The organism is Streptomyces sp. NPDC006435, assembly GCF_040612315.1.
Lineage (GTDB): Bacteria > Actinomycetota > Actinomycetes > Streptomycetales > Streptomycetaceae > Streptomyces.
On record NZ_JBEXPY010000030.1, the window covers coordinates 25,068 to 49,187 of the forward strand.

The window sequence follows — 24,120 nt, forward strand, 5'->3', positions numbered from 1 at the left end:
GGTCGGAGGGACGGAGGGACAACGGGGACGGCTGAGGCACCGGGAGTACCTGGGCATCAGCGCCATCGGTGACGGAACCGACGATACCGGCGCCCCCGACAGCCCCCGCGCCCGGCCCACCCGAGCCCCGCCGTCCCCGGCCCGGCACCGTCCGTTCCCGGTCCTTCCCGGTCGAGGCCGGGGCTCGGTACGGGCGGGTCGTCCCCGACGCCCCGCCCGTGTGCCGAGTGCTTCCCGGCTCAGGCCTCGCGGGCGCGGGTCGTCCGCTTCGCCGCGGGCTTCTTCGCGGCCGGCTTCCTCGCCGCCCCGTCCGTCCCGGCCTCGGCGGACTTGGCGGCCCTGCCCGTGCCCGTCCGGGCCGTGGCCGTCCGTCTGGCCGGGGCCGACTTCGCGGCGACCGTCTTCTTCTTCGCGGCCGTCTTCCGCAGCGGCTTGCGGGCGGCGGGCACCGCGGCCTCGCTCACCCGGTCCGGGTCCAGGATCTCCTGGAGGAACTTCCCGGTGTGGCTGGCGGGGGCCGAGGCGACCTGCTCCGGGGTGCCCTCGGCGACGACCAGACCGCCGCCGCTGCCCCCTTCGGGGCCCATGTCGACGACCCAGTCCGCGGTCTTGATCACATCGAGGTTGTGCTCGATGACGATCACCGAGTTGCCCTTGTCGACCAGCCCGGAGAGCACCTTGATGAGCTTGCTGATGTCCTCGAAGTGCAGCCCCGTGGTCGGCTCGTCCAGGACGTAGACCGTACGGCCGGTGGAGCGCTTCTGCAGCTCGCTGGCGAGCTTCACCCGCTGCGCCTCGCCGCCGGAGAGCGTCGGCGCCGACTGGCCGAGCCGCACGTACCCGAGACCGACCTCGTTGAGCGTGCGGAGGTGACGGGCGATCGTCGGGACGGCCTCGAAGAACTCCAGGCCCTCCTCGATCGGCATGTCCAGCACCTCGGCGATGGACTTGCCCTTGTAGTGGACCTCCAGGGTCTCCCGGTTGTAGCGCGCCCCGTGGCAGACCTCGCACGGGACGTAGACGTCCGGCAGGAAGTTCATCTCGATCTTGATCGTGCCGTCGCCGGAGCAGTTCTCGCAGCGGCCGCCCTTGACGTTGAAGGAGAAGCGGCCCGGCAGGTAGCCGCGCACCTTCGCCTCCATCGTCTCCGCGAACAGCTTGCGGACGTGGTCGAAGACACCGGTGTACGTGGCCGGGTTGGACCGGGGCGTACGGCCGATGGGCGACTGGTCGACGTGCACCACCTTGTCGACCAGGTCGTCCCCGTCGACCCGGGTGTGACGGCCGGGGACCGACTTGGCGCCGTTCAGCTCCCGGGCCAGGTGGGTGTAGAGGATGTCGTTGACCAGCGTCGACTTCCCGGAGCCCGAGACGCCGGTGACGGCGGTGAGCACGCCGAGCGGGAAGGAGACGTCGATGTCCTGGAGGTTGTTCTCCCGGGCGCCGTGCACCGTGAGCGTGCGCTCCGGGTCCACCGGGCGGCGGATCTCGGGCGTCGGGATCGACTTCCTGCCGTTCAGGTACTGGCCGGTGATCGACTCGTCGTTGCCGAGCAGTTCCTTGAGCGACCCGGAGTGGACCACCTTGCCGCCGTGCTCACCGGCGCCGGGGCCGATGTCGACGACCCAGTCGGCGACCTTGATCGTGTCCTCGTCGTGCTCGACGACGATGAGCGTGTTGCCCATGTCGCGGAGCCGGACCAGGGTCTCGATCAGCCGGTGGTTGTCCCGCTGGTGCAGGCCGATGGACGGCTCGTCCAGCACGTACAGCACGCCGACCAGGCCGGAGCCGATCTGGGTGGCCAGCCGGATGCGCTGGGCCTCGCCGCCGGACAGGGTGCCCGCGGCACGGTTGAGCGAGAGGTAGTCGAGGCCGACGTCGACCAGGAACTTCAGTCGCTCGTTGACCTCCTTGAGGACCCGTTCGGCGATCTTCTTGTCGCGGGCGTTCAGCTTCAGGCGGCCGAGGAATTCGGCGCACTCGCTGATCGACATCGCGGAGACCTCGGCGATGGACTTCTCCATCACCGTCACGGCGAGCACGATCGGCTTGAGCCTGGTGCCCTCGCAGGTCGGGCAGGGCACCTCGCGCATGTAGCCCTCGAAGCGCTCCCGGCTGGAGTCGCTCTCGGCCTCGGAATGCCGCCGCTTGACGAACTGCACCGCCCCTTCGAACGAGGGGGTGGTGTACGCGCGCTCCCGCCCGTAGCGGTTGCGGTAGCGGACTTCGGTCTGGATCTTGTGGCCGAAGAGCAGGGCCTTCCTGGCGCGCTGCGGCAACCCGGCCCAGGGAATGTCCGTACGGAATCCGAGTGCCTCGGCGAGCGCGTTGATCTGCCGGCCGAAGTACTCCTTGGTGTGGCCGTGCGACCAGGGGTGGATCGCGCCCTCGTCGAGCGACTTCTCCTCGTCGGGGACGATCAGCTCCGGGTCGACCTCCATCCGCGTACCGATGCCCGTGCAGTCGGGGCAGGCGCCGAAGGGCGAGTTGAACGAGAAGGAGCGCGGCTCCAGCTCCTCGAAGGAGAGGTCGTCGTACGGGCAGTAGAGGTGCTCGGAGTACATCCGCTCACGCTCGGGATCGTCCTCGGGGAGGTCGACGAAGTCGAGCACGACCATGCCGCCGGAGAGCCCGAGCGCGGTCTCGACCGAGTCGGTCAGCCGGCGCTTGGCGCCGTCCTTGACCGTGAGCCGGTCGACGACCACCTCGATGGTGTGCTTCTCCTGCTTCTTGAGCTTGGGCGGCTCGGAGAGCTGGATGGTCGCGCCGTCGACCCGGGCCCGGCTGTAGCCCTTGGTCTGCAGGTCCGAGAAGAGGTCGACGAACTCGCCCTTGCGCTCGCGCACCAGCGGCGAGAGCACCTGGAAGCGGCTGCCCTCGGGGAGGCCGAGCACCTTGTCGACGATGGCCTGCGGGGACTGGCGCGAGATGGGCCTGGAGCACTCGGGGCAGTGCGGCTTGCCGATCCGGGCGAAGAGCAGGCGGAGGTAGTCGTAGACCTCGGTGATGGTGCCGACCGTCGAGCGCGGGTTGCGCGAGGTCGACTTCTGGTCGATGGAGACGGCGGGCGAGAGTCCCTCGATGAAGTCGACGTCCGGCTTGTCCATCTGGCCGAGGAACTGGCGGGCGTACGAGGAGAGGGACTCCACGTAGCGCCGCTGGCCCTCGGCGAAGATCGTGTCGAACGCGAGGGACGACTTGCCCGACCCGGAGAGCCCGGTGAAGACGATGAGGGAGTCGCGGGGGAGGTCGAGCGAGACGTTCTTGAGGTTGTGCTCGCGAGCGCCACGGACGATGAGACGGTCGGCCACGCCGGTCCGCACCTTTCTGGAGAGAAATGGGGGAACTGAGCCCCCGTCCCAGGGTATGGGGGGCGCCACAGCGTTGTACGAAGCTTTCGACTCCGAGCGTATAGCACGCGCATTCGATTTATGGACGCCCTCGGTCTCCTTCACCCGAACGAGTGGCGGGGCTAGGCTCGGCCCCATGAACGATCATGTGCACGACCTGGAAGCCCTTCGCGAGGCCACCGATCGGCTGCTCGACGCGGCCGGAAAGCTGGACGACGCCGCGCTCGCCCTGCCGTCCCGGCTGCCGGGCTGGAGCCGGGGACACGTCCTCGCGCACCTCTCCCGTAACGCCGACGCGCTCGTGAACGTTCTCCACGCCCGGCCCATGTACGCAGACAGCGAAACCCGCGACCGCGACATCGAGCGCGACGCGCCCCGGCCGCAGGACGAACAGCTGGCCGACCTGGCCGGGAGCGCGGCCCGCTTCGCGGAGGCCGCCTCGGCCCCGGCCGACTGGTCCCGCACGGTCACGCTGCGCAACGGCGTGACGGACTCGGCCTCCCGGGTTCCCTTCCGGCGCCGCGTCGAGGTCGAGCTGCACCACGTCGACCTGGGCATCGGCTACGAGCTGGAGGACCTGCCGGAGGAGTTCGTCTCCAAGGAGATCGACTTCCTCGTCGAGCGGTTCGACGGGCACCCCGACGTCGTGGCCACGGGCGTGGTCGACGGGGCGGGCCGGACCCGGACGACCGGCGGCGGCGCGGCAGGCTCCCCCGTCACCGTCCGCGGCACCGCTCCCGAGCTGCTCGGCTGGCTCTGCGGGCGTCGCGACGGGTCGGCGCTGACCGTCGAGGGAGGCCCCCTCCCCGCGCTCCCCCCGCTATAGGCTGAGTCGCATGACGTACAGCGGAGCGGTCAGGGTCGGCGGGCCCGCCGACGTGCACGAGCTGACGGACCTGATGATCTCCAAGGTCGCCGTCGGCGCGATGAACAACAACGCGTACCTGCTGCGCTGCCGGGCCACCGGCGAGCAACTGCTGATCGACGCGGCCGCCGAGGCCGGGACGCTGCTGCGGTTGATCGGTGACGACGGCATCGCGTCCGTCGTCACCACCCACCGGCACGGCGACCACTGGCAGGCACTCGGCGAGGTCGTCGCGGCCACCGGGGCGCGGACCCACGCCGGACGGTACGACGCCGAGGGCATCCCGGTCCCGACCGACGTCCTGGTCGACGACGGCGACACGGTCCGGGTGGGCCGGGTCGCCCTGACCGCCCGCCACCTCGTCGGTCACACCCCGGGTTCCATCGCGCTGGTCTACGACGACCCGCACGGCGCCCCGCACCTGTTCACCGGGGACTGCCTCTTCCCGGGCGGGGTCGGCAACACCCACAAGGACCCCGAGGCCTTCGCGAGCCTGCTCCACGACGTGGAGACCAAGCTCTTCGACCGGCTGCCCGACGAGACGTGGGTCTACCCGGGGCACGGGCACGACACCACGCTCGGCGACGAGCGTCCGCAGCTGCCGCAGTGGCGCGCCCGCGGCTGGTGATCCGAGTCGCGGACGCCACCGGCGGACCGCCGCTCCCCGCACCGGGGACACCCTCCGACCGAGAAACACCGGCCGGGGCGGGCAACGAAGTGTTGCGCGCCCCGGCCGGTGCCGTCTCCCGTCGGGCCGGCCGGGCGGATGCCGGGCCGGCCCGCGGGCTCAGGCGTCGACGTCGGCCCCCTTCTTGTCCACGGTCTCGTCCGTGATCCCGTCCGTCCGCGCGGCGGCCTCGGCCCGCTCCCGCTTCCGGCCGGCGACGAGGCTGGTGATCGTGGTGATCACCAGCACGCCGCAGATGACGCCGAGCGACACCGGGATGGAGATCTCGGGGACGTTCACCCCGGACTCGTGCAGCGCGTGCAGTACCAGCTTCACGCCGATGAAGCCGAGGATGACCGAGAGGCCGTAGCTGAGGTGGACGAGCTTCTTCAGCAGCCCGCCGATCAGGAAGTACAGCTGCCGCAGCCCCATCAGGGCGAAGGCGTTGGCGGTGAAGACGATGTACGGGTCCTGGGTCAGGCCGAAGATCGCGGGAATGGAGTCCAGGGCGAACAGCACGTCGGTGGTGCCGATGGCGAGCATGACGACCATCAGCGGGGTCAGGACGCGCTTGCCGTTGTTCCGGATGAAGAGCTTGGTGCCGTGGTAGCGGTCGGCGACCCCGAAGCGGCGCTCGACCGTCTTGAGGAGACGGTTCTCCTCGAACTCCTCCTCTTCCTCGCCGGCCCGCGCCTCCTGGATGAGCTTCCAGGCGGTGTAGATCAGGAACGCGCCGAAGATGTAGAAGACCCACGAGAAGTTGGCGATCACGGCGGCACCGGCGGCGATGAAGACGGCTCGCAGCACCAGCGCGATCAGCACCCCGACGAGCAGCACCCGCTGCTGGAGGTGCGAGGGCACCGAGAACTTCGCCATGATCAGGACGAAGACGAAGAGGTTGTCGACGCTGAGCGACTTCTCGGTGATGAAGCCGGCGAAGAACTCGCCCGACGCCTGGCTCTCACCGAAGACCAGCAGGCCGAGCCCGAAGAGGACGGCCAGCGCGATCCAGATGACCGTCCAGATCCCGGCTTCCTTGGTCGTCACGTCATGGGGCTTGCGCCCGATGAAGAAGTCGACGGCGATGAGGGCTGACAGACCAAGAATGGTCAGCGCCCAGAGGGTCCATGAAACGTCCACTGCGCCTCCGGCAGTTCGCTACGGCTACTGATCAGCGTCGTCGCTGCCGGAGGTCTCTTCCACCCGGGGGCGCGGGCTGCGCCACGGGCCGGCGCCCCGGGACCGGTCACGGTCCGTACTGACGGGAACGCCGCGTACGGGAGTACTCCCCTCCGCCCAAAGAACAGTACAGGTAATCCCAAGGAAAGGTAAAGAGAAAGGTAAAGCTCCTTCAAAAGCACTGGTCAGGGCGGTACGGGAAAGGCCGGAACGGTCCGCGGGTCAGTACTGCCGGGGCCGGCGGGCGGCGGCCACCGCGGCGAGCACCTGCTCCAGGACCCGGCTCCCGGGCGGCATCACCGGCGGCTCGTACGTCCAGGCGTGCCCCACCCAGGGGTCGGCGAGGTGGTCGTCGGGGACCGGGGTGAGCCGGAGCAGCGAGCGCCACAGCGGGTCGAGCACCGGCCCGTACCCGGCGGCGTCCTCCCGGTCCGCGACCATCAGGAGGTGGACGCCGACCGAGGGGCCCTCGTCGGCGAGGTAGCGCAGCTGGGTGACGGCGCGGTCGTCGAAGCCGTGCGGGAAGTCGTTGACGATCAGCAGCTGCTCGCCCGTGTCGAGATCCGGCGGGAGCGAGTCGGCGGCGCCCGCCCGGATCGCCATCTGCACCAGGTCGACGCGCCGGGTGAGGTGGGCGAGGACCGAGGCGACCCCCTGGGCCCCGGCGGCGGGCGGCCCGGCGAGCGCCCCGGAGTGCACCAGTGGGGCGAGCGCCCCGGCCCCGGAGCCCGCGGCGTCGATGACGTGGACGGAGAACTCGTCGGCCGGGTAGACGGCCAGCAGGCGTGCCGCGTGGGCGACCGCGCTCTCCATGGCCAGGGTGCGCAGCCGGGTGGTGTCCATCAGGGCCGCGGCGTCGGAAGCCGTACGGCCGCTGTCGATCCAGATCCCCCGCTCCAGCGGCAGCCGGACCAGCAGCGGGATGTGCAGGTCGGGCTTCTCGGGGAGGTGGAGGTCGCCGATGCGCAGCGCCATGGGGATCTCCATCGGGACGCGGTAGGCGTGCCAGACGGGGTTGTCCCAGCGCGCGAACGCGGCGGGGAGCGCGGGTTCCACGACGTCGGACTCCGCGGCGAGCTGGGCGAGGTCGCGGTCGAGGGTCTCGCGGGCGCGGGCGGTCAGCTCGTCGCGCTTGGCGCGGGCCTCCTCGCGGGCCCGGTCGCCCGTGCCCCCGATGCGGCTGCGCGGGTCGGACAGGGTCCGGTCGAGCTCCTGCTCCATGCGGGACTCGGCGAACTCCACGGCGCTGCGGTACGCGGCGGCGGTGCGGGCCAGGTCCTCGAACATGCCCCAGATCTGGTTGTAGAGGCGCTCGTCCATGGACCAGCCGGTCGCGTCCCCCGCGACGGGCTGGGCCGGCCGGCCAGGCTGCGCGGGCGGGGCGGTGGGCGGGGGCGGCGGCGGAGCGGCGGCCTGGCGGCGGGGGTGCGCGTAGTCGATGCGGCCGCCGCCCGTGGCGGGCGGGGCCGGCGGGGCGGCGGGCTCCGTGAGCGGTTCGGCCGGCCGGGGGTCGTGCGGGGGCGGTACCGGGCCCGTGCCGTGGCCGGCGCGGCCGGTGTCCGGGGTGCGCGGCGGGGGCGGGGTGACGGCGCGGGCCGTCGCGCGGGTGACCGCTTCCTGGATCGAGTGGGCCAGGTCGGCCGCCCGGGACAGGCCCTGGTCGGCGAGCATGGCGGCGAGGCCGCCCGCGTAGCCCTGGCCGACGGCGCGGACCTTCCAGGCGCCCTGGCGGCGGTAGAGCTCCAGGGCCGCGACCGCGGACTCGGTGTCCAGGCCGGTGAGGGTGAACGTGGCGATCTCGGTGCCGTCGAGTCCGGTGACCGCGACGAACGGCGAGGCGACCGCGCCGAACCGGCTCGGGCCGCCGACGCCCGTGGGCAGGGCCAGCAGCACGGTGACCCGGTGCACCGCGTCCGGCAGGGCGTCGAGGTCGACGGCGAGCCGGTGGTCGGCGGCGGCCTGGCGGGACACCTCCAGGCCGGGCAGCTGGGGCGATCCCGGGTGGACGACCCACTCGGTGCCGTGCACCGTGCCGTTCTCGTCGCCGAGCGTGGCACCGGCCACGACGGGCGTGCCGGCCGATACCCGGATCTCCAGACGGGTCTGGGGCAAGGTGTGGTTCTGCCCCCGGACCAGCTCGGCCGTCATTGCCCTGTCCCCTCGACGATTCGCTTCACTGCCGTGCGATGTGCCGCAGGGCTCCGCGGCGCCCTGCGGTGCGCCGTGTGCGGTACGGCGCCATGCGGTGCAGCTCCCGGCGGCCGATGCCGCCGGGAGCTGCGGTTACCGGTGTGTACCGGTCCGATCAGGCCCTGCTCACAGGTGCGGCAGGATCGACGGCATCAGGTCCTGGAAGGTCCGGCCGTTGGCCGGGTTGCCGAGGGCGGTCATCTGCCAGCCGCTCCCCGCGCGGTGCACCTTCGCCATGATCTGAGCGGTGTACTGGCCTCCGCCGTCCAGCGTGTAGCGGGCGAGTTCCTGGCCGTTGGTCTCGTCGACGATGCGGCAGAAGGCGTTCTGCACCTCCTGGAACGTCTGGCCGGTGAAGGAGTTCACCGTGAAGACGATCTGGTCGATGTGGACCGGCACCCGCTGCAGGTCGACGAGGATCGCCTCGTCGTCGCCGCCGGAACCGGCGCCGCCGACCAGGTTGTCCCCGGTGTGCCGGACCGAGCCGTCGTCGCTGACGAGGTGACGGAAGAAGACCACGTCGACCGGCTGCTTGTCGGCGAAGAGCACCGCCGAGGCGTCGAGGTCGATCTCCCGTGTACGCGAACCGAACAGACCACGGCGCGGCGCGGCCTGCCAGCCCAGCCCCATCCGCACCGCGGTCAGGGTCCCTCCGTCGCCCTTCTGCAGGCTGATGGCCTGACCCTTGGTCATATTGACCGTCACGCGCTGTCCCCTCTCCGCTTTCCCCGCAACCATCCGTGCGCGGTTTCCCAGCACCCTACGCAGTCACACCGACAGTGCGACCGTTCGGGGCCATTTTGTGTCGGTCCTGCAACACACCGAACGCAACGCGGTCAGGCGAGACCCGCCTCGCGCATCTGGCGCAACTCCTTCTTCAACTCCCCCACCTCGTCGCGCAGTCTCGCGGCCACCTCGAACTGGAGGTCCGCGGCGGCCGCCCGCATCCGGTCGGTCATCTCCTCGATGATCCCGGCGAGTTCGGCGGCGGGCCGGTCGGTGACCGTCCCGGCGCCGTCCCCGGCCCGCTTGGCGCCGGTCTGCTTGGCCAGTGCGGGCACGGGTGCCTTGGCGCCCTTCGTCTGGCGGTAGCCGGTGCCGAGCAGCTGCTCGGTGTCGACCTCCTCGCGGGCGATCGTCGCGACGATGTCGTTGATCTTCTTCCGCAGGGGCTGCGGGTCGAGACCGCGCTCGGTGTTGTAGGCGATCTGCTTCTCGCGGCGGCGGTTGGTCTCGTCGATGGCCCGGGCCATCGCCGGGGTGATCGTGTCGGCGTACATGTGGACCTGGCCCGAGACGTTGCGGGCGGCGCGCCCGATGGTCTGGATCAGGGACGTCCCCGAGCGCAGGAAGCCCTGCTTGTCCGCGTCGAGGATGGCGACGAGCGACACCTCGGGCAGGTCGAGACCCTCGCGCAGGAGGTTGATGCCGACCAGTACGTCGTACTCGCCGGAGCGCAGTTCGCGCAGCAGCTCGATGCGGCGCAGCGTGTCCACGTCGCTGTGCAGGTAGCGGACCCGGATGCCGAGCTCCAGGAAGTAGTCGGTGAGGTCCTCGGCCATCTTCTTGGTGAGGGTGGTGACCAGGACCCGCTCGTCCTTCTCGGCGCGGATGCGGATCTCGTGCACCAGGTCGTCGATCTGGCCCTCGGTGGGCTTGACGACGACCTCCGGGTCGACGAGGCCGGTGGGGCGGATGATCTGTTCCACGAAGCCGTCGCCCCGGGACAGCTCGTACGTGCCGGGGGTGGCGGAGAGGTAGACGGTCTGGCCGATCCGCTCCTGGAACTCCTCCCACTTCAGCGGGCGGTTGTCGAGCGCGGAGGGCAGCCGGAAGCCGTGGTCGACGAGGGTCCGCTTGCGGGAGGCGTCGCCCTCGTACATCGCGCCGATCTGCGGCACGGTGACGTGCGACTCGTCGAGGACGAGGAGGAAGTCCTCGGGGAAGTAGTCGAGGAGGGTGTGCGGGGCGGTGCCGGGCGAGCGGCCGTCGAAGTGCATCGAGTAGTTCTCGACGCCGGAGCAGGTGCCGATCTGCCGGAGCATCTCGATGTCGTACGTGGTGCGCATCCGCAGCCGCTGGGCCTCCAGCATCTTGCCCTGCTTCTCCAGCTCGGCGAGGCGCTGCTCCAGCTCCCGCTCGATGCCGTCGACCGCCTTCTCCATGCGCTCGGGGCCCGCGACGTAGTGGCTGGCGGGGAAGACGTGGAGGGACCGGTCCTCGCTGATCACCTCGCCGGTGAGCGGGTGGAGGGTGGAGAGCGCCTCGATCTCGTCGCCGAACATCTCGATGCGGACGGCGAGCTCCTCGTAGACCGGGAAGATCTCGATGGTGTCGCCGCGGACCCGGAAGGTGCCCCGGGTGAACGCGAGGTCGTTGCGGGTGTACTGGATCTCGACGAAGCGGCGCAGCAACTGGTCGCGGTCGATCTCGTCGCCCACCTTGAGTTGGACCATCCGGTCCACGTACTCCTGGGGTGTGCCGAGGCCGTAGATGCAGGAGACGGAGGCGACCACGACGACGTCGCGCCGGGTGAGCAGCGAATTCGTCGCGGAGTGGCGCAGCCGCTCGACCTCCTCGTTGATCGAGGAGTCCTTCTCGATGTAGGTGTCCGACTGCGGGACGTACGCCTCGGGCTGGTAGTAGTCGTAGTACGAGACGAAGTACTCGACGGCGTTGTTGGGCAGCAGCTCACGGAACTCGTTCGCCAGCTGGGCCGCGAGCGTCTTGTTCGGTGCCATCACGAGGGTGGGGCGCTGCAGCTTCTCGATCATCCACGCGGTGGTCGCGGACTTTCCGGTGCCGGTCGCGCCGAGCAGGACGACGTCCTTCTCGTTCGCGCGGATGCGCCGTTCCAGCTCGGCGATGGCCGCGGGCTGGTCGCCGCTGGGCTGGTAGGGACTGACGACCTCGAAAGGCGCCACCGAACGTTCGATCTTCGAAACGGGCCGCATGGGACCACCGTACGACCCCCCACTGACAACCGGGTCCGTCCGGCCGTTCCACCGGCCCGCGGTCACCACTCCCCGGGCGGTGCGGGGTCGCGCGGACGGGAGTGGAACGACGCCGGGTCGGCGTGCGTCCCGAACCGCGGCACCTGCCGCCGGGCCGGTGTCCCGGGCGGGCGTACCGCTCCGTTCGCGGCCTTGGAGTCGTTCCAGTCCGGGGTGCCCAGCACCATCAGGGGGTCGAACATCACGACCACCGCGGCGATGACCAGGAAGCAGCCGGGGCCGATCAGCAGCGGGACGAGCGGGGCGGCCGTGGTGCCGGACACGTTGCCGGAGCCGGGGTGCAGGTGGACGCTGAGCGCCGCCATGCCGGTGTAGTGCATGCCGCTCACCGCCACGCCCATCACGACGCTGGCCCCGAGGCTGGGCAGGAAACCGTGGATGGACACGGCCGCCCAGAGCGCCGTGGTGGCGGCCACCACGGCGATGACCACGGAGAGGGCCACGGTGACCGTGTCGTACTCCAGCTGCCCGTCCAGACGTATTCCGGCCATGCCCAGGTAGTGCATGGTGGCCACGCCGAGTCCGGTGATGGTGCCGCCCGTCACCAGTGCCATGCGGGTGGCGCCGCGGTATCCGACGAGGAAGATCCCGACGCCGACCATGCCGATCGCGACCGCGAGGCTGGCGAAGGTGATCGGCTTGTCGTAGCCGATCACCACTCCTTCGACGGAGAAGCCCATCATCGCGATGAAGTGCATCGTCCAGATGCCGGAGCCGATGGAGGTCGCGCCGAGGGCCAGCCAGCCGGCCTTGAAGGAGCGTTCGGTGCGCAGCGAGCGGGTCGTGCAGCGCAGTCCGAGAGCCGCGCCGAGGCAGGCCATGAGGAAGGCCGCGACGGGCGTCACCGCCCCGTAGCTGAAACCGTCGATCGTGCCCTGCATGCTCGTACGCCCTTCGCGGAAGCCCGGGTCCGGAGGTGACCCTAAAGCGCGAGGCCCGGCAGACAAACAGAAGAGCTGCATCTTATAGACATGGAAATCGGCCCGTGACCCGGTGTCGACGGCGGCGTTCACGTTGTGGCCATCCTTCGCCTGTCCCCCGTTGGGGCACGGCTGTCACTCTCGGCCCTGCCGCAACTCTGACGCAAGGAGTCCACGTGTACGCACGTACCGCAACCGCCGTCCTCACCGCCGCAGCCGTGATGGGGGCCGGCGCGCTGCTGATGTCGTCCACCGACACCCGGAACACGGGCAGGACCACGACCGCGGGGCACACGACCACGGTCGCGGACGTCCGGACCGTCAGCGCCCGGACCGGGGGTCCGAAGCGGAACGCCCCCGTCGTCTTCGCCCACCGGGGCGCCTCGGCGTACGCGCCGGAGAACACCCTGGCCGCCGTCGACAAGGCCGACGACCTGGGCATCGACTGGGTGGAGAACGATGTCCAGTTCTCCAAGGACGGCGTGCTGGTGGTCATGCACGACACCGATCTGAAGCGGACCACGAACGTCGAGGAGGTCTTCCCCGACCGGACCTCGTGGGCGGTGAAGGACTTCACGGCCGCGGAGATCGCCCGGCTGGACGCGGGCAGCTGGTTCGGGCCGGAGTTCGTCGGGGCCCGGGTGCCCACGCTCAAGCAGTACCTGAACCGGGTCGAGCGCAACCGGCAGAAGCTGCTGCTGGAGATCAAGAGCCCCGAGATCTACCCGGGCATCGAGAAGGCGACCCTGCGGGTACTGCGTCAGCAGGGGTGGCTCGACCGCGACCACGTGAAGAACCGGCTCGTCATCCAGAGCTTCGGCGCCGACAGCGTGAAGAAGGTGCACCAGCAGCGCCCCGACGTCACGACCGGTTTCCTCGGCACCCCCGCGGTGGCCGACCTTCCCTCGTACGCGGCCTTCACCGACCAGATCAACCCCGCCCACTCCTCGGTCACGGCCGACTACGTGACCGCGGTGCACGCGCTGAAGGGCGCTCACGACAAGCGGCTCCGGGTCAACACCTGGACGGTCAACGACGCGGCGACCGCGAAGCGGCTGGCGGGCCTCGGCGTGGACGGGATCATCACCAACAACCCCGACGTGGTGCGCGAGGCCACGGGCCGGGGCTGACGTCCCTGTCCCGCCCCGGTACCGGGTCCGGCCCGTCGGCCGGTCCCGGCGCCGCGGCCGGTTGTCAGTGGCCGGTCGTACCGTGGTTCCCATGAACAGCAACGGGGTCGTCGAGTGGGCCGTCGTCGGGAGCGACATCGGTCCGCTGCTCCTTGCCGCGACCGGCACGGGCCTGGTGAGCGTGGTGTTCCACGCCCGTCCCGAGGTGCGCGAGAAGGCCGTCGGGCAGCTGCGGGCGCGACTGGGCGCGGAGCCGGTGGAGAGTCCCGGTTCCGCCCGGCTCGCCGAGCCGATACGACAGTTCGCGGCGTATTTCGCGGGCTCGTCGCGGGAGTTCTCGCTCGCCCTGGACTGGTCGCTGACCTCCGGTTTCAATCGCCAGGTGCTCCGTGAGCTGGCGGCGGGGGTGCCGTACGGGACGGTCGTCGGGTACGGGGACCTCGCCGAGCGGGTCGGGCAGCCGGGGGCCGCGCAGGCGGTCGGGGCGGCGATGGGCTCCAATCCGCTTCCGGTGGTGGTGCCGTGCCACCGGGTGGTGGAGAGCGGCGGCGGACTCGGCGGGTTCGGCGGCGGACTCGAAACGAAGCGGAAGCTGCTGGCCCTGGAGGGCGTGCTGCCGCAGCCGCTGTTCTGAGCGCCTTCCCCGGCATCGGGCTTCGGGCACCTCTCCCCGTACCGGGCTTCGGGCTTCCTTCAATGCCGGTTCCGAGATCCTCTCGCTGCCGGGTTCCGAGATCCCCCTCGCCGCCGGGTTCCGAGCGCCCTTCGATACCGGCCCGGGTCGCCCGGATCGACCGGAACCCTGTTTCGCACCTTCGTACGGGCTGGCACACTGCGTCAGTGACCAACCCCCTTGACGCACCTGACACCTCCACCGGGTCCGGCCGCCCCGAAGCCGCCCGGGTCACGGCAGCAGAGTTGCCCGCGCTGCAACGCAGAACGTCCGTGGTGCTCATAGCCAGCCAGATACTCGGCGGCCTCGGCGTGCCGATCGGCATCGCACTGGCCCCCGTGCTGGCCACGGAGGTGGGCGGATCCGAGGCCCTGTCCGGGCTGGCCCCCACCTCCTCGGTGGCGGGGACCGCCCTGCTCTCGCTGCCGCTGGCGGCGCTGATGACCTCGCGCGGCCGACGCCCCGGTCTCGTGCTGGCCTATCTGATCGGCGCGCTCGGCGCGGGGCTCGTGGTCGTGTCCACCCTCGTGGAGAGCTTCCCCCTGCTGCTGCTCGGCATGGCCGCGTTCGGTGCCGGTTCCTCGGCCAATCTGCAGGCCCGGTTCGCCGCCGCGGACCTGGCCGAGCCGGACCGGCGGGCCCGGGCGATCTCCACCGTCATCTGGGCCACCACGATCGGTTCCGTCCTCGGGCCGAACATCGCCGCCCCGGTGGGCCACCTCTTCCGCGGCACCGCGATATCCGAGGAAGCGGGTCCGTTCTTCTTCGCGGCCGGGATCTTCCTGCTGGCCGCCGTGGTGGTCGGGGCACTGCTGCGGCCCGACCCCCTGCTCACCGCGCGGGCCCTGGCCCCGCAGGACGACGGGTCACCGGCGGGCCGTTCGCTGCGGGCGGGCATCGCGGCGGTCCGGGCCTCGCCGATGGCGCGGCTGGCGCTGGTGACCGTGGCCGTCTCGCACACCACGATGGTCTCGATCATGGTGATGACCCCGGTGGACCTGGGTCACCACGGCGCCGGGCTCCAGCTGATCGGCCTGGTCATCAGCGGTCACATCATGGGCATGTACGCGTTCTCCCCCGTGATGGGCTGGCTGTCGGACCGCTTCGGCCGGCTCGCCGTGATCGGCCTGGCGGCCGGGCTGCTCTGTTGCGCCGCGCTCCTGGCCGGTACCGCGGGCCCCAGCCACGGGCAGACGGCGGCCGGTCTCTTCACGCTCGGACTGGGCTGGTCGGCGGGGCTCGTCGCCGGTTCGGCACTGCTCACCGACTCCGTGCCCCAGGCGGCCCGCGCCGCCGTGCAGGGCCTGTCGGACCTGACCATGAACACGGCGGCGGGCATCGGCGGAGCGGTCGCCGGGGTCATCGTCGCGCGGGCGAGCTACGGCTGGCTGAACGTGGTGGGGGTGTGCCTGCTGCTGCCGATGGCGGCGCTGACACTGCGCCGGGCGCTCACCCGCCCCACCGCCACGGCCCCGGAGCCGGCCCCGGCCGACACGACCGGGAAGCAGTGACGTGCGGGGCGAAGGCCCGAGGAATGTCGTACGGGGCGGGGGCGGGGACGGGGACGGAAGGTAAGTGCCCGTGACGGTGTGACGCGTGGGGCCCGGTGGACCAGGGGTCTCAGGAGCTGATGTGGTACGCCTTGCGCAGCGTCTCGTGCACGGTCCATGTCGTGCGGTCGCCCTCGCGCAGCACACAGGCGTCGCCCGGACCGATCTCCATCGTCGCCCCGCCGTCGACTGCCACGGTCGCGCGCCCGCTGACGACCACGAAGAGTTCGTTGGCCTCGGTGTCGGTGACCACCCCGGGGGTGATCTGCCAGATCCCGCGAGTCTGCTTCCCGTCGGGCGACTCCCAGAGCACCTTGCCGGTCACCACGGGCTCGCCCGAGACGATCTGCGCGGGGTCGAGCGGTTCGGGTTCGAGTTCGGCATCCGGAATGTGCACGACGAACGAGGCAGGGGACTGATCAATAGTGGTCATGCCCGGTCACCCTAGTACCCCTGTCGGCGGGCCCGTCGGCCACGGCACCGTAGCGGAAGCCGCATCGGCGAACCGCGCGACACTCGTACAGCACCCGCCCGCCCTTCACCGGGTCCGTCCCTCACCGGGGCCGCCCTTCGTCGGGTCCGTCCCTCGCACCACCCGCGCCGCGCGGTGCCCGCCGCGCGCACCGTCCGCACCGGCCGCGTCGCGCGGGCCCGTTGCCCCTTTCCCACGTTTGAGGCGGGCACCTCCGCGACAGGGATGTGGACATGTCATCGAATGCGTCGCACAGCGCAGATTCCCACGCCCCCGCCCTCTCCACCGAGGTACGGGCGGCCCTCGCCACGCACCACCCCGTCGTGGCCCTGGAGTCGACGATCATCGCCCACGGTCTGCCGCGCCCCCGCAACCTGCGGGTGGCCGAGGAGCTCGAAGGACTCGTACGGTCCGCCGGGGCGGTTCCCGCCACGATCGCCGTGCTCGACGGAAGGGCCCACATCGGCCTGGACAAGGCCCAGTTGGAACGGGTCGCCACGGACCCGGCGATGCGGAAGCTGGGGCACCGCGACCTCGCCCCCGCCCTGGCGACGGGTGCGAGCGGGGCCACGACCGTGTCCGCGACGGCGTTCCTGGCCGCCCGCGCGGGGTTGCGCGTCTTCGCGACGGGCGGCCTCGGCGGCGTGCACCGGGAGTGGACCCGGACCCAGGACGAGTCCGCCGACCTCCGGCTCCTCGCCCGGACCGGCATCACCGTGGTGTGCGCGGGGGTGAAGTCGATCCTGGACGTCCCGGCGACACTGCAGCGCCTGGAGACGCTCGGCGTCCCGGTGCTCGGTTACGGCACCGACCGCTTCCCCGGCTTCTACCTCAACAGCTCGGGCGAGCCGGTCGACTGGACGGTGCGGTCGCCCGAGGAGGTCGCGGACGTGATGCGGGCGCAGGACGCGCTCGGCGGCCCCGGGACCGCGCTCGTGGTCGCCAACCCCGTGCCCGTGGCGGAACAGCTGGACCCGGCGCTCCACGACCGCGTGCTGGCCGAGGCCCTGGAGGAGTGCCGGGAGCGAGGCATCGAGGGACAGGCCGTCACCCCGTTCCTGCTGGAGCGCCTGGTGCGCGGGACCGGGGGTGCCTCGCTGGAGGCCAATCTGGCGGCCGTACGGGGGAACGTCGCGCTCGCCGCACGGATCTCCGGCGCGTGGACGGCCACCGTACGGAACCCGGCGTCGCACCAGGACCCTGCGCCGCACCCGGACCAGGCGTCGCACCGGGACTCCTCGCCGCGCCCGGACCCGGCGGCCGGCCGGTGACCGACCGCGGGCTGCTCGTCATCGGGGACGTGGTCACGGATGTGGTGGCCCGGCACGCAACGGCGCTGGTCCACGGCACGGACACCCCGGCCCGTATCCGCACCCTCCCCGGTGGCGCGGGGGCCAACGTCGCGTGCTGGGCGGCCCGTTCGGGCTGCCGCGACGTACGGTTGCTGGCCCGGGTCGGCGCGGACAGTGCGGACTGGCACCGGGGTGCGCTGCAACGGGCGGGGGTGCGCTGCCTGTTGGCCGTGGACGACGAGGAGCCGACCGCCACCGTCGTCGCCCTCGTCGATTCCGCCGCCGAACGCACCTTCCTCACCGACAGCGGCGCGGTGCTCCGTCTCTCCCCCGACGACTGGTCGCCGTCGCTGCTGGACGGCGTCGCCCACCTCCACCTCTCCGGGTACCTCCTCTTCGCCGCGACGAGCCGGTCGACGGCGCTGCTCGCCCTGCGGGAGGCCCGGCGGCGCCGGATTCCGGTGAGCGTCGACCCGGCCTCGGCGGGTTTCCTGGCCGAGCTGGGCGCCGACCGGTTCCTGACGGCGGTGGAGGGCGTCGATCTGCTGCTGCCCAACGCGGACGAGGCCCGGATCCTCACCGGCCTGCCCGAACCGGCCGACGCCGCGGCCAAGTTGAGCCTCCTGGCCGGCCGGGTGGTCGTCACGCTCGGCGCGGACGGGGCGCTGCTGGCCGCCGCCGGTGCGGTGGTCCGGCACGTCCCGGGCGTTCGGGCGGGCGGTGCCGTGGACTCGACGGGCGCGGGCGACGCGTTCACCGGCGGTTACCTGGCGGCGTACCTGTCCGGGGCGGACGACGCATCGGCCGTGGCCGCGGGCTGCCGGGCGGGGGCGGAGGCGGTCACGACCGTGGGCGGTCGCCCGGACCCGTGACGCACCGGCCGCGCCGACCGCACCGGGACGAGGACAGCGGCGCCGGTCCGGGCCGGCTTCGGGTCGGACCGGCCCGCTACCCGTCCCGGTCCCACCCCGTCCACGCCGGATGCAGTGGATCGTCGGCGCGCACGACCGCGTCCGCGCGGCTCGCGGGCTCCGCCTCCTCCTCGTACCGCGCGAAGGCGGGCAGCGTCCAGTGCCCGCTGTCCTCGGTGCGCCGGCGCAGCGCGCCCGGCGAAAGCCGCAGGTGGACGCTCAGGTCGAACGGGAACCAGTGCCCGAACAGCAGCGGGCCGTGCACCACCAGCACCCCGCCCCCGGGCAGGAGCCGGTACGGGCTGCGGGTGGCCCGGTCGGTCACCGGGTCCCAGAGGTCCGGCAGCACCCGGCCGCTTCCGCCGGGCTCCAGCGGCCCGAAGACCTCGCGCCACAGCGCGCCCGTGTCGAACCAGCTGCCGTAGTACGAGTCGGGGTCCTCCTTGCCGTACTCGTACCGGAGACTGGCCGGCCGCAGGAATCCCTCGGTGGACACGACGAGCACCGCGCGGCCCCGGACCCGCAGGGCCTGGGCGACCCGCTCGGCGAACTCCCCGGTACGGGCCGCCGGGGCGCCGTCGACGGCGGCCTTCAGCCAGGGGCCGCCGTCGGCCGGCTCCAGGGCGTCCGCACGTACGGCGAAGGCATCGGCCAGCCGTTCCCAGGTGATCGCTTCGAAACGCACCCGACCATCATCGCCCCGCGGCGACGCGATGCGACGCCCGTACGAACGCGGCGCCCCGCCCGGGGCGGGTCCGTCCTACGCTCTTCCCCATGGACCTCGAATTCGCCCGAACATTCGCAGCGGAGTGGCTGGACGGCTGGAACACCCATGATCTGGAACGCATTCTGACGCACTATCACGACGACGTGACGTTCAGCTCGCCCATCATCGCGCAGATCACCGGCGACACGTCCGGCACGGTGCACGGCAAGGAGGCGCTGCGCGCCTACTGGGCGGCGGGCCTGGAACGCATCCCCGAGCTGAGGTTCGAACTGATGGACGTCCGGGTGAGCGTGCACGCCCTGGTGATCGACTACCGCAACCAGATCGGCGGCCGGGTCAGCGAGGTGCTGACCTTCCGCGACGGCCTGGTGATCTCCGGCTTCGGGGCGTACGGCGAGAAGCTCGCCAACTGACCTGCCGACCGAAGCACGAAGCACCGAGCCCGGCCGCGACCGCCACCGTTCACGGCCGTCGCGGGGACGTGGTCACTCGCCGCGCAGCTCGGCGGCGAGCGGCCCGTCGCCCGACACCTCGACGCGTCCGTCCCCGACCGCCTCGGCAAGCGTCGACTCCCCCCGCCCCAGCGCGAGGCAGACCTCGGCGTCGAGCACGAGGCGCGCGTCGGCACGGGCGGCGGGGCCGTCCCCGTAGACGACCTCGTCGCCCTTCGCTCCTCCGGCGCGCACGTGGAACTCGCCCTCGTCCAGGCGGACTTCCACGATCCCCTCATGGGTCGTCCCCTCCAGCGCACGCAGCAGCACGAGCGCGAACCAGTGCGCCCGCACCGCGTCGGTGGGCCGTCGCTCGGCCAGGGCGGGCGCGCCCCATTCGGCGAGCGCCGCGAGCACCGGCAGCAACCCGCGTCCGCGCCCGGTCAGTTCGTACACCGAGGCCGCGGCGGGCGGCGGGATCCGGCGGCGGGTGACGAGGCCGCCCTGCTCCATGTCCTTGAGCCGGGAGGCGAGGACATCCGTGCTGACCCCCGGCAGGTCGGCATGGAGGTCGGTGTAGCGGCGGGGACCCGCCAGCAGTTCACGGACGATCAGCAGGGTCCACCGGTCGCCGACGGAGTCGAGGGCGCGCGCGGTGGCGCAGAACTGGTCGTAGCTCCGGCGGCGGGCCGGGCGCGTTGCGGGCTGTTGCTGACGTGGCATGCGACGCAGTCTAGACATGTTGTTGGACTTTCCAAGCTCGAACTTGGTAAAACCAAGTATCGCAATCAGGTCGGGGAGGCCACGCATGGAGTTCCGGCAGTCCAGCAAGCTCGACGAGGTCTGTTACGAGATCCGGGGCCCGGTCATCGAGCACGCCAACGCCCTGGAGGAGGCGGGCCACAGCGTGCTCCGCCTCAACACGGGCAACCCCGCGCTCTTCGGTTTCGAGGCGCCGGAGGAGATCGTCCAGGACATGATCCGGATGCTCCCGCAGGCCCACGGCTACACCGATTCGCGCGGCGTCCTCTCCGCCCGGCGGGCCGTCGCGCAGCGCTACCAGGCGATGGGGCTGACCGACGTCGGGGTCGACGACATCTTCCTCGGCAACGGCGTCTCCGAGCTGATCTCGATGGCCGTACAGGCGCTGCTGGAGGACGGCGACGAGGTGCTCGTCCCGTCCCCCGACTACCCGTTGTGGACCGCGGTGACGACGCTGGCGGGCGGCAGGGCCGTGCACTACGTCTGCGACGAGGCCGCGGACTGGAATCCGGACCTCGCGGACATGGCGTCGAAGATCACCGACCGGACCAGGGCCGTCGTGATCATCAACCCCAACAACCCGACCGGTGCCGTCTATCCGCGCGAGGTCCTCGAAGGCATCCTCGCCCTGGCGCGCCGGCACGGCCTGATGGTGTTCGCCGACGAGATCTACGACCAGGTGCTGTACGACGACGCCGAGCACCACAGCGTGGCGGCCCTCGCCCCCGACCTGCTGTGCCTCACGTTCAGCGGGCTGTCGAAGACGTACCGCGTGGCGGGCTTCCGTTCCGGCTGGCTGGTGGTCTCCGGCCCGCAGCAGCACGCCCGGAGCTACCTGGAGGGGCTGACCACGCTCGCCTCCATGCGGCTGTGCCCCAACGCGCCCGCGCAGTACGCCATCCAGGCCGCGCTCGGCGGCCGGCAGTCGATCCGGGATCTGGTCGCGCCGGGCGGCAGGCTGCACGAGCAGCGCAACCGGGCCTGGGAGCGGCTGAACGAGATCCCGGGGGTGTCGTGCGTGAAGCCGAAGGGCGCGCTGTACGCGTTCCCGCGCCTCGACCCGAAGGTGCACCGCATCGTCGACGACGAGAAGTTCGTCCTCGACCTGCTGCTGCGGGAGAAGATCCAGGTCGTGCAGGGCACCGGTTTCAACTGGCCGCGCCCCGACCACTTCCGGATCCTGACGCTTCCGCACGCCGACGACCTCGACGCGGCGATCAGCCGCATCGGCCGCTTCCTGACCGGGTACCGCCAGTGACCCGCGGCCCCGGGTGAAGTGTCCCGCTCGGGCTTCCCCGTCGGACGGCGTGGGGAGCGGGAGAACGGGACCGGGCCGGAGAAGCGGGAGCGGGCCCGGGGGTGTAGCCGACCCCCGAGCCCTGTGGATGCCACCCATTCGGCACGCCGACACTTTTAAGGATCCGTGTCAGGTTTATGTCGCCGCGTCCTGCCTTTAGACCACCGCAGATCGAAGCTCCGCGGGCCGGAGTCGAACCGGCATCTCGACGCCCATGGGCACGGGCCCGTTTGATTCGGCGATCGGTGGCGAATGCTGAGTCTGGAGCAAGAGTCTGAGATTGATCGCGGTCGCCTCTACCATTTGGGCCACCCCGGCCCGTGGGGGTGCCGGGAAGCACCCCGAGTGCCGGGGGGAGGACTCGAACCTCCACCGGAACCGCGTCGTTCACGACAAGCTTCAGTTTCAGCTTGCGCTCCTCGCGCACCCCGGCCGTAAGTGACGGCCGGGGAGTCAATGGTCGGTCACCCGAAGAGGTAACCGAATACCGCATCACCCACCCGCTGGTCGGTGACGTCCACGCCGTTGGCCTCCTCGCGGGCGAACTTCACGGCTTGCTGGAGCTTCTCGACCCGGTCCAGCAGTTCGTTGACGCGGCGCGCGGGAAGGGCCCCGGAGAACTTCACCGTCGTCCAGTACCCGATCGGGACGTCCTCGTAGTACACCTCGACCTGCGCCGGGTGCTTGTCGGTGGCCTCCGCCTTCACGTGGTTGCGGGGCACCTTCTTCGTACGGAGGGTCCGTACCGGCTCGGTCTTCCAGGAGTCCGTCGACGGGTCCTGGACCCATGCCTCGGAGGCGTCGAGCACCGGCAGCTTGCGGACGAAGGTGTTGAGGTCCGTGAGCTGCTTCTCCAGGAAGAGCAGGTACGAGACCGGCACGTCGCTCACGATCACCCGGCCGTCGACCTTCACGTCCGCGCGGGCCGAGCAGTTCGCCCAGTCCTTCGTGGCGGTCACATCGAAGAGCCGGGTCAGGGTCACCGCGGTGTCCCGCAGCACGTCCTCGGCCTTGATCTGCACCAGCGTCGACTCGGGCGGCAGCTGCTCGCCCTCCTCGTCCTTCGGCTGGTACGTCCGGGAGATACCGGCGAGCAGCCCGGTCTTCTGGAGGCCGTGATGCGCCGCCGTCAGGTCCTGATGGGCCTTGGACTTGACGCCCTTCTCCACTGCGATGATCTGATTGAGTTTCGCCACGTCGAGGAACCTAACAGTGCCGTCCTGGCCTTGGCCAACGGTTTTGATGCCCTCCGGCCGCACGGCGGAAGGGCCTGCGGAGTCAGCCGGGCAGTGCCACGGTGAGGTCGACCTCGACCAACTGCCCGGCAAAACCCAGCTGTGTGACGCCGAGCAGAGTGCTCGCGGTGGTGAACGCGGGCCCGATGGCCGAGCCGGTGAGCCGTCGCCAGGCCGCCCCCAGGGCCGTGGTGCCGTCGCTGACCACGTAGATCACCGACCGGACGACATGGTCCGGTTCGGCCCCCACGGCCGTGAGCGCGACGAGGGCGTTGGCCGCGACCTGGTCGATCTGGGCGTCGATGTCGCCCGGACCCACCAGGGTGCCGGAGCCGTCGAGGGGGCACTGCCCGGCCAGGTGGGCGGTCCGGCCCGCCTCCACCACGGTGATGTGGTGGTAGCCGGGGGTGGTGTGCATTCCGTCCGGATTGATCCGGCTGATCCTCTCGGTCATGGGGGCGATTCTGCCCGGCCGCGCACCGGAGTGCGACGGGATTCCGGCAGGGCCGCCCGGCCGACCCGTACGGGTGGTTTCCGCCGGATGTCCATGTCCTGCCGCCGCCCCGCGGGGACCGCTTGCCACAGTGGGCCCGCGCGTCCGCGACGCCGGCCCCCGCGCACCGCGCCCGCCGCCTCCCGGCCGGGCACGGCTCCCCCGTTCCCGTACGGACACCGCCCTCACGGGCGCCGAACGAAGGGCCCGCCTTGTCCCGCCTCCCCCGCCCCACCGGCACGAACCGCCCCGATGCCCCTGCGCCGCACACCGGCTCCGGACAGCACCTCACCCTTGAGCGGCCCGCCGCCCCCGAACGGTCCGTCGTCCCCGAACGGCCCACCGCCCCCGCCCCGCACGTCGGGACCGATCGGCACACCGGTCCGAAGCGGCGCGGCGCGCTCACCGCGGTGGCCGTCACGATGGCCGTACTGGTCGTGGGAACCCCCGTCGCCTACGCCACCCTCGGCGGCGACCCCTCCTCGGCCGCGCGTTCCGCGGCGGCCGGTGCCACGCGGGGGAAGGACTACATCGAGACCCGGCTCTTCTTCGGCACCGAACGGCCCGACGGCGGACCGGACGTGACCGACGGCCAGTTCATGGCGTTCATCGACGAGGAGGTCACCCCGCGCTTCCCGAACGGGCTGACCGTTCAGGACGGCCGGGGACAGTGGCGGGACTCCAACGGGGTCATCGAGCGGGAGCGCAGCTACGAACTGACCCTGCTCTACCCCTCGTCCGAGGCCCGGGTGCGCGACTCCCAGATCGAGCGGATCCGCGACGCCTACGAGAAGGCCTACGCGCAGGACTCGGTGGCCCGGCTCGAAGAGCGCATGACCGCCGACTTCTGACCCGGCGGCCCCGCCCCTCCCGAGCCCCCGCCCCTCCTCCCGGTCGCCCGGCCGATCCCTTCGGCCGGGCGACCGCCCCTCAAGCACTTGGTCGCCCCTCAAATACCCGGT

Annotated in this window: 21 protein-coding genes and 1 pseudogene; 10 read left to right on the top strand and 12 right to left on the bottom strand. The window is 71.5% G+C overall.

The features are described 5' to 3' along the window. Window positions 1-239: 239 nt before the first annotated feature. Entirely contained in the window at window positions 240-3,311 is a 3,072-nt protein-coding gene (gene uvrA / locus ABZZ04_RS26370; RefSeq protein ID WP_356934694.1) for an excinuclease ABC subunit UvrA, read from the bottom strand. Window positions 3,312-3,486: 175 nt separating this feature from the next. Here uvrA and ABZZ04_RS26375 point away from each other — a divergent pair, with 175 nt between their 5' ends. Beyond that, the gene (locus ABZZ04_RS26375) at window positions 3,487-4,176 is read left to right on the top strand and encodes a maleylpyruvate isomerase family mycothiol-dependent enzyme (protein WP_356934695.1); all 690 of its coding nucleotides are present in this window, start codon (window positions 3,487-3,489) and stop codon (window positions 4,174-4,176) included. A gap of 10 nt (window positions 4,177-4,186) precedes the next feature. Then, entirely contained in the window at window positions 4,187-4,843 is a 657-nt protein-coding gene (locus tag ABZZ04_RS26380) for an MBL fold metallo-hydrolase (protein WP_356934696.1), read from the top strand. A 159-nt stretch (window positions 4,844-5,002) separates the two neighbouring features. Here the strand turns inward: ABZZ04_RS26380 and ABZZ04_RS26385 are convergent, their stop codons facing one another. The 5 genes from ABZZ04_RS26385 to ABZZ04_RS26405 form a co-directional block, all read right to left on the bottom strand. Then, entirely contained in the window at window positions 5,003-6,022 is a 1,020-nt protein-coding gene (locus ABZZ04_RS26385) for a TerC family protein (RefSeq protein ID WP_356934697.1), read from the bottom strand. 261 nt (window positions 6,023-6,283) lie between these two features. Further along, complete coding sequence (locus ABZZ04_RS26390) at window positions 6,284-8,209, bottom strand: TerD family protein (protein WP_356934698.1); 1,926 nt, start codon at window positions 8,207-8,209, stop codon at window positions 6,284-6,286. Window positions 8,210-8,377: 168 nt separating this feature from the next. After that, a complete protein-coding gene (locus ABZZ04_RS26395) occupies window positions 8,378-8,956 on the bottom strand; it encodes a TerD family protein (RefSeq protein ID WP_283851043.1) in 579 nt (192 codons plus the stop codon). A gap of 131 nt (window positions 8,957-9,087) precedes the next feature. Further along, entirely contained in the window at window positions 9,088-11,205 is a 2,118-nt protein-coding gene (gene uvrB, locus ABZZ04_RS26400) for an excinuclease ABC subunit UvrB (RefSeq protein WP_356934699.1), read from the bottom strand. Between the two features lie 62 nt (window positions 11,206-11,267). Continuing rightward, entirely contained in the window at window positions 11,268-12,146 is an 879-nt protein-coding gene (locus tag ABZZ04_RS26405) for an MHYT domain-containing protein (protein ID WP_356934700.1), read from the bottom strand. A 215-nt stretch (window positions 12,147-12,361) separates the two neighbouring features. Here ABZZ04_RS26405 and ABZZ04_RS26410 point away from each other — a divergent pair, with 215 nt between their 5' ends. The 3 genes from ABZZ04_RS26410 to ABZZ04_RS26420 all read left to right on the top strand — a co-directional run bounded on the left by ABZZ04_RS26410 (window position 12,362) and on the right by ABZZ04_RS26420 (window position 15,499). Next, window positions 12,362-13,315: a glycerophosphodiester phosphodiesterase family protein gene (locus ABZZ04_RS26410; protein WP_356934701.1), complete on the top strand. Its 954-nt coding sequence runs from the start codon at window positions 12,362-12,364 to the stop codon at window positions 13,313-13,315. A 91-nt stretch (window positions 13,316-13,406) separates the two neighbouring features. Further along, the gene (locus ABZZ04_RS26415; protein WP_356934702.1) at window positions 13,407-13,949 is read left to right on the top strand and encodes a methylated-DNA--[protein]-cysteine S-methyltransferase; all 543 of its coding nucleotides are present in this window, start codon (window positions 13,407-13,409) and stop codon (window positions 13,947-13,949) included. A gap of 206 nt (window positions 13,950-14,155) precedes the next feature. Continuing rightward, a complete protein-coding gene (locus tag ABZZ04_RS26420) occupies window positions 14,156-15,499 on the top strand; it encodes an MFS transporter (protein WP_356934703.1) in 1,344 nt (447 codons plus the stop codon). 109 nt (window positions 15,500-15,608) lie between these two features. Here ABZZ04_RS26420 and ABZZ04_RS26425 read toward each other — a convergent pair whose 3' ends face one another. Further along, window positions 15,609-15,971: a cupin domain-containing protein gene (locus ABZZ04_RS26425; protein WP_356934704.1), complete on the bottom strand. Its 363-nt coding sequence runs from the start codon at window positions 15,969-15,971 to the stop codon at window positions 15,609-15,611. A gap of 272 nt (window positions 15,972-16,243) precedes the next feature. On the opposite strand from ABZZ04_RS26425, the gene ABZZ04_RS26430 reads away from it, so the two are divergent. Both ABZZ04_RS26430 and ABZZ04_RS26435 read left to right on the top strand, forming a co-directional pair. Beyond that, window positions 16,244-17,281: a pseudouridine-5'-phosphate glycosidase gene (locus ABZZ04_RS26430; RefSeq protein ID WP_356934705.1), complete on the top strand. Its 1,038-nt coding sequence runs from the start codon at window positions 16,244-16,246 to the stop codon at window positions 17,279-17,281. Next, window positions 17,278-18,174, top strand: a complete 897-nt coding sequence (locus ABZZ04_RS26435) for a PfkB family carbohydrate kinase (protein WP_356934706.1) — start codon at window positions 17,278-17,280, stop codon at window positions 18,172-18,174. The genes ABZZ04_RS26430 and ABZZ04_RS26435 overlap by 4 nt, the downstream gene beginning before the upstream one ends. A 76-nt stretch (window positions 18,175-18,250) precedes the next feature. Here ABZZ04_RS26435 and ABZZ04_RS26440 read toward each other — a convergent pair whose 3' ends face one another. Further along, a complete protein-coding gene (locus tag ABZZ04_RS26440) occupies window positions 18,251-18,898 on the bottom strand; it encodes a uridine kinase (protein ID WP_356934707.1) in 648 nt (215 codons plus the stop codon). Window positions 18,899-18,987: 89 nt separating this feature from the next. Between ABZZ04_RS26440 and ABZZ04_RS26445 the strand changes: the two genes are divergently transcribed. Continuing rightward, window positions 18,988-19,353: a nuclear transport factor 2 family protein gene (locus ABZZ04_RS26445; protein ID WP_356934708.1), complete on the top strand. Its 366-nt coding sequence runs from the start codon at window positions 18,988-18,990 to the stop codon at window positions 19,351-19,353. 72 nt (window positions 19,354-19,425) lie between these two features. On the opposite strand, the gene ABZZ04_RS26450 is transcribed toward ABZZ04_RS26445, so the two are convergent. After that, window positions 19,426-20,094: a helix-turn-helix domain-containing protein gene (locus tag ABZZ04_RS26450; protein WP_356934709.1), complete on the bottom strand. Its 669-nt coding sequence runs from the start codon at window positions 20,092-20,094 to the stop codon at window positions 19,426-19,428. 85 nt (window positions 20,095-20,179) lie between these two features. Here ABZZ04_RS26450 and ABZZ04_RS26455 point away from each other — a divergent pair, with 85 nt between their 5' ends. Continuing rightward, the gene (locus ABZZ04_RS26455; RefSeq protein ID WP_356934710.1) at window positions 20,180-21,391 is read left to right on the top strand and encodes a pyridoxal phosphate-dependent aminotransferase; all 1,212 of its coding nucleotides are present in this window, start codon (window positions 20,180-20,182) and stop codon (window positions 21,389-21,391) included. A gap of 385 nt (window positions 21,392-21,776) precedes the next feature. Here the strand turns inward: ABZZ04_RS26455 and ABZZ04_RS26460 are convergent. The 3 genes and pseudogenes from ABZZ04_RS26460 to ABZZ04_RS26470 form a co-directional block, all read right to left on the bottom strand. Next, a pseudogene (locus tag ABZZ04_RS26460) lies at window positions 21,777-21,863 on the bottom strand. A 31-nt stretch (window positions 21,864-21,894) separates the two neighbouring features. After that, the gene (locus ABZZ04_RS26465; RefSeq protein ID WP_148834215.1) at window positions 21,895-22,626 is read right to left on the bottom strand and encodes a hypothetical protein; all 732 of its coding nucleotides are present in this window, start codon (window positions 22,624-22,626) and stop codon (window positions 21,895-21,897) included. An 82-nt stretch (window positions 22,627-22,708) separates the two neighbouring features. Further along, window positions 22,709-23,119: a RidA family protein gene (locus tag ABZZ04_RS26470; protein ID WP_356934711.1), complete on the bottom strand. Its 411-nt coding sequence runs from the start codon at window positions 23,117-23,119 to the stop codon at window positions 22,709-22,711. A gap of 461 nt (window positions 23,120-23,580) precedes the next feature. Between ABZZ04_RS26470 and ABZZ04_RS26475 the strand changes: the two genes are divergently transcribed. Beyond that, window positions 23,581-24,009, top strand: coding sequence for a DUF3574 domain-containing protein (locus ABZZ04_RS26475; protein ID WP_356934761.1), 429 nt, complete (start codon window positions 23,581-23,583; stop codon window positions 24,007-24,009). Window positions 24,010-24,120: the final 111 nt, after the last annotated feature.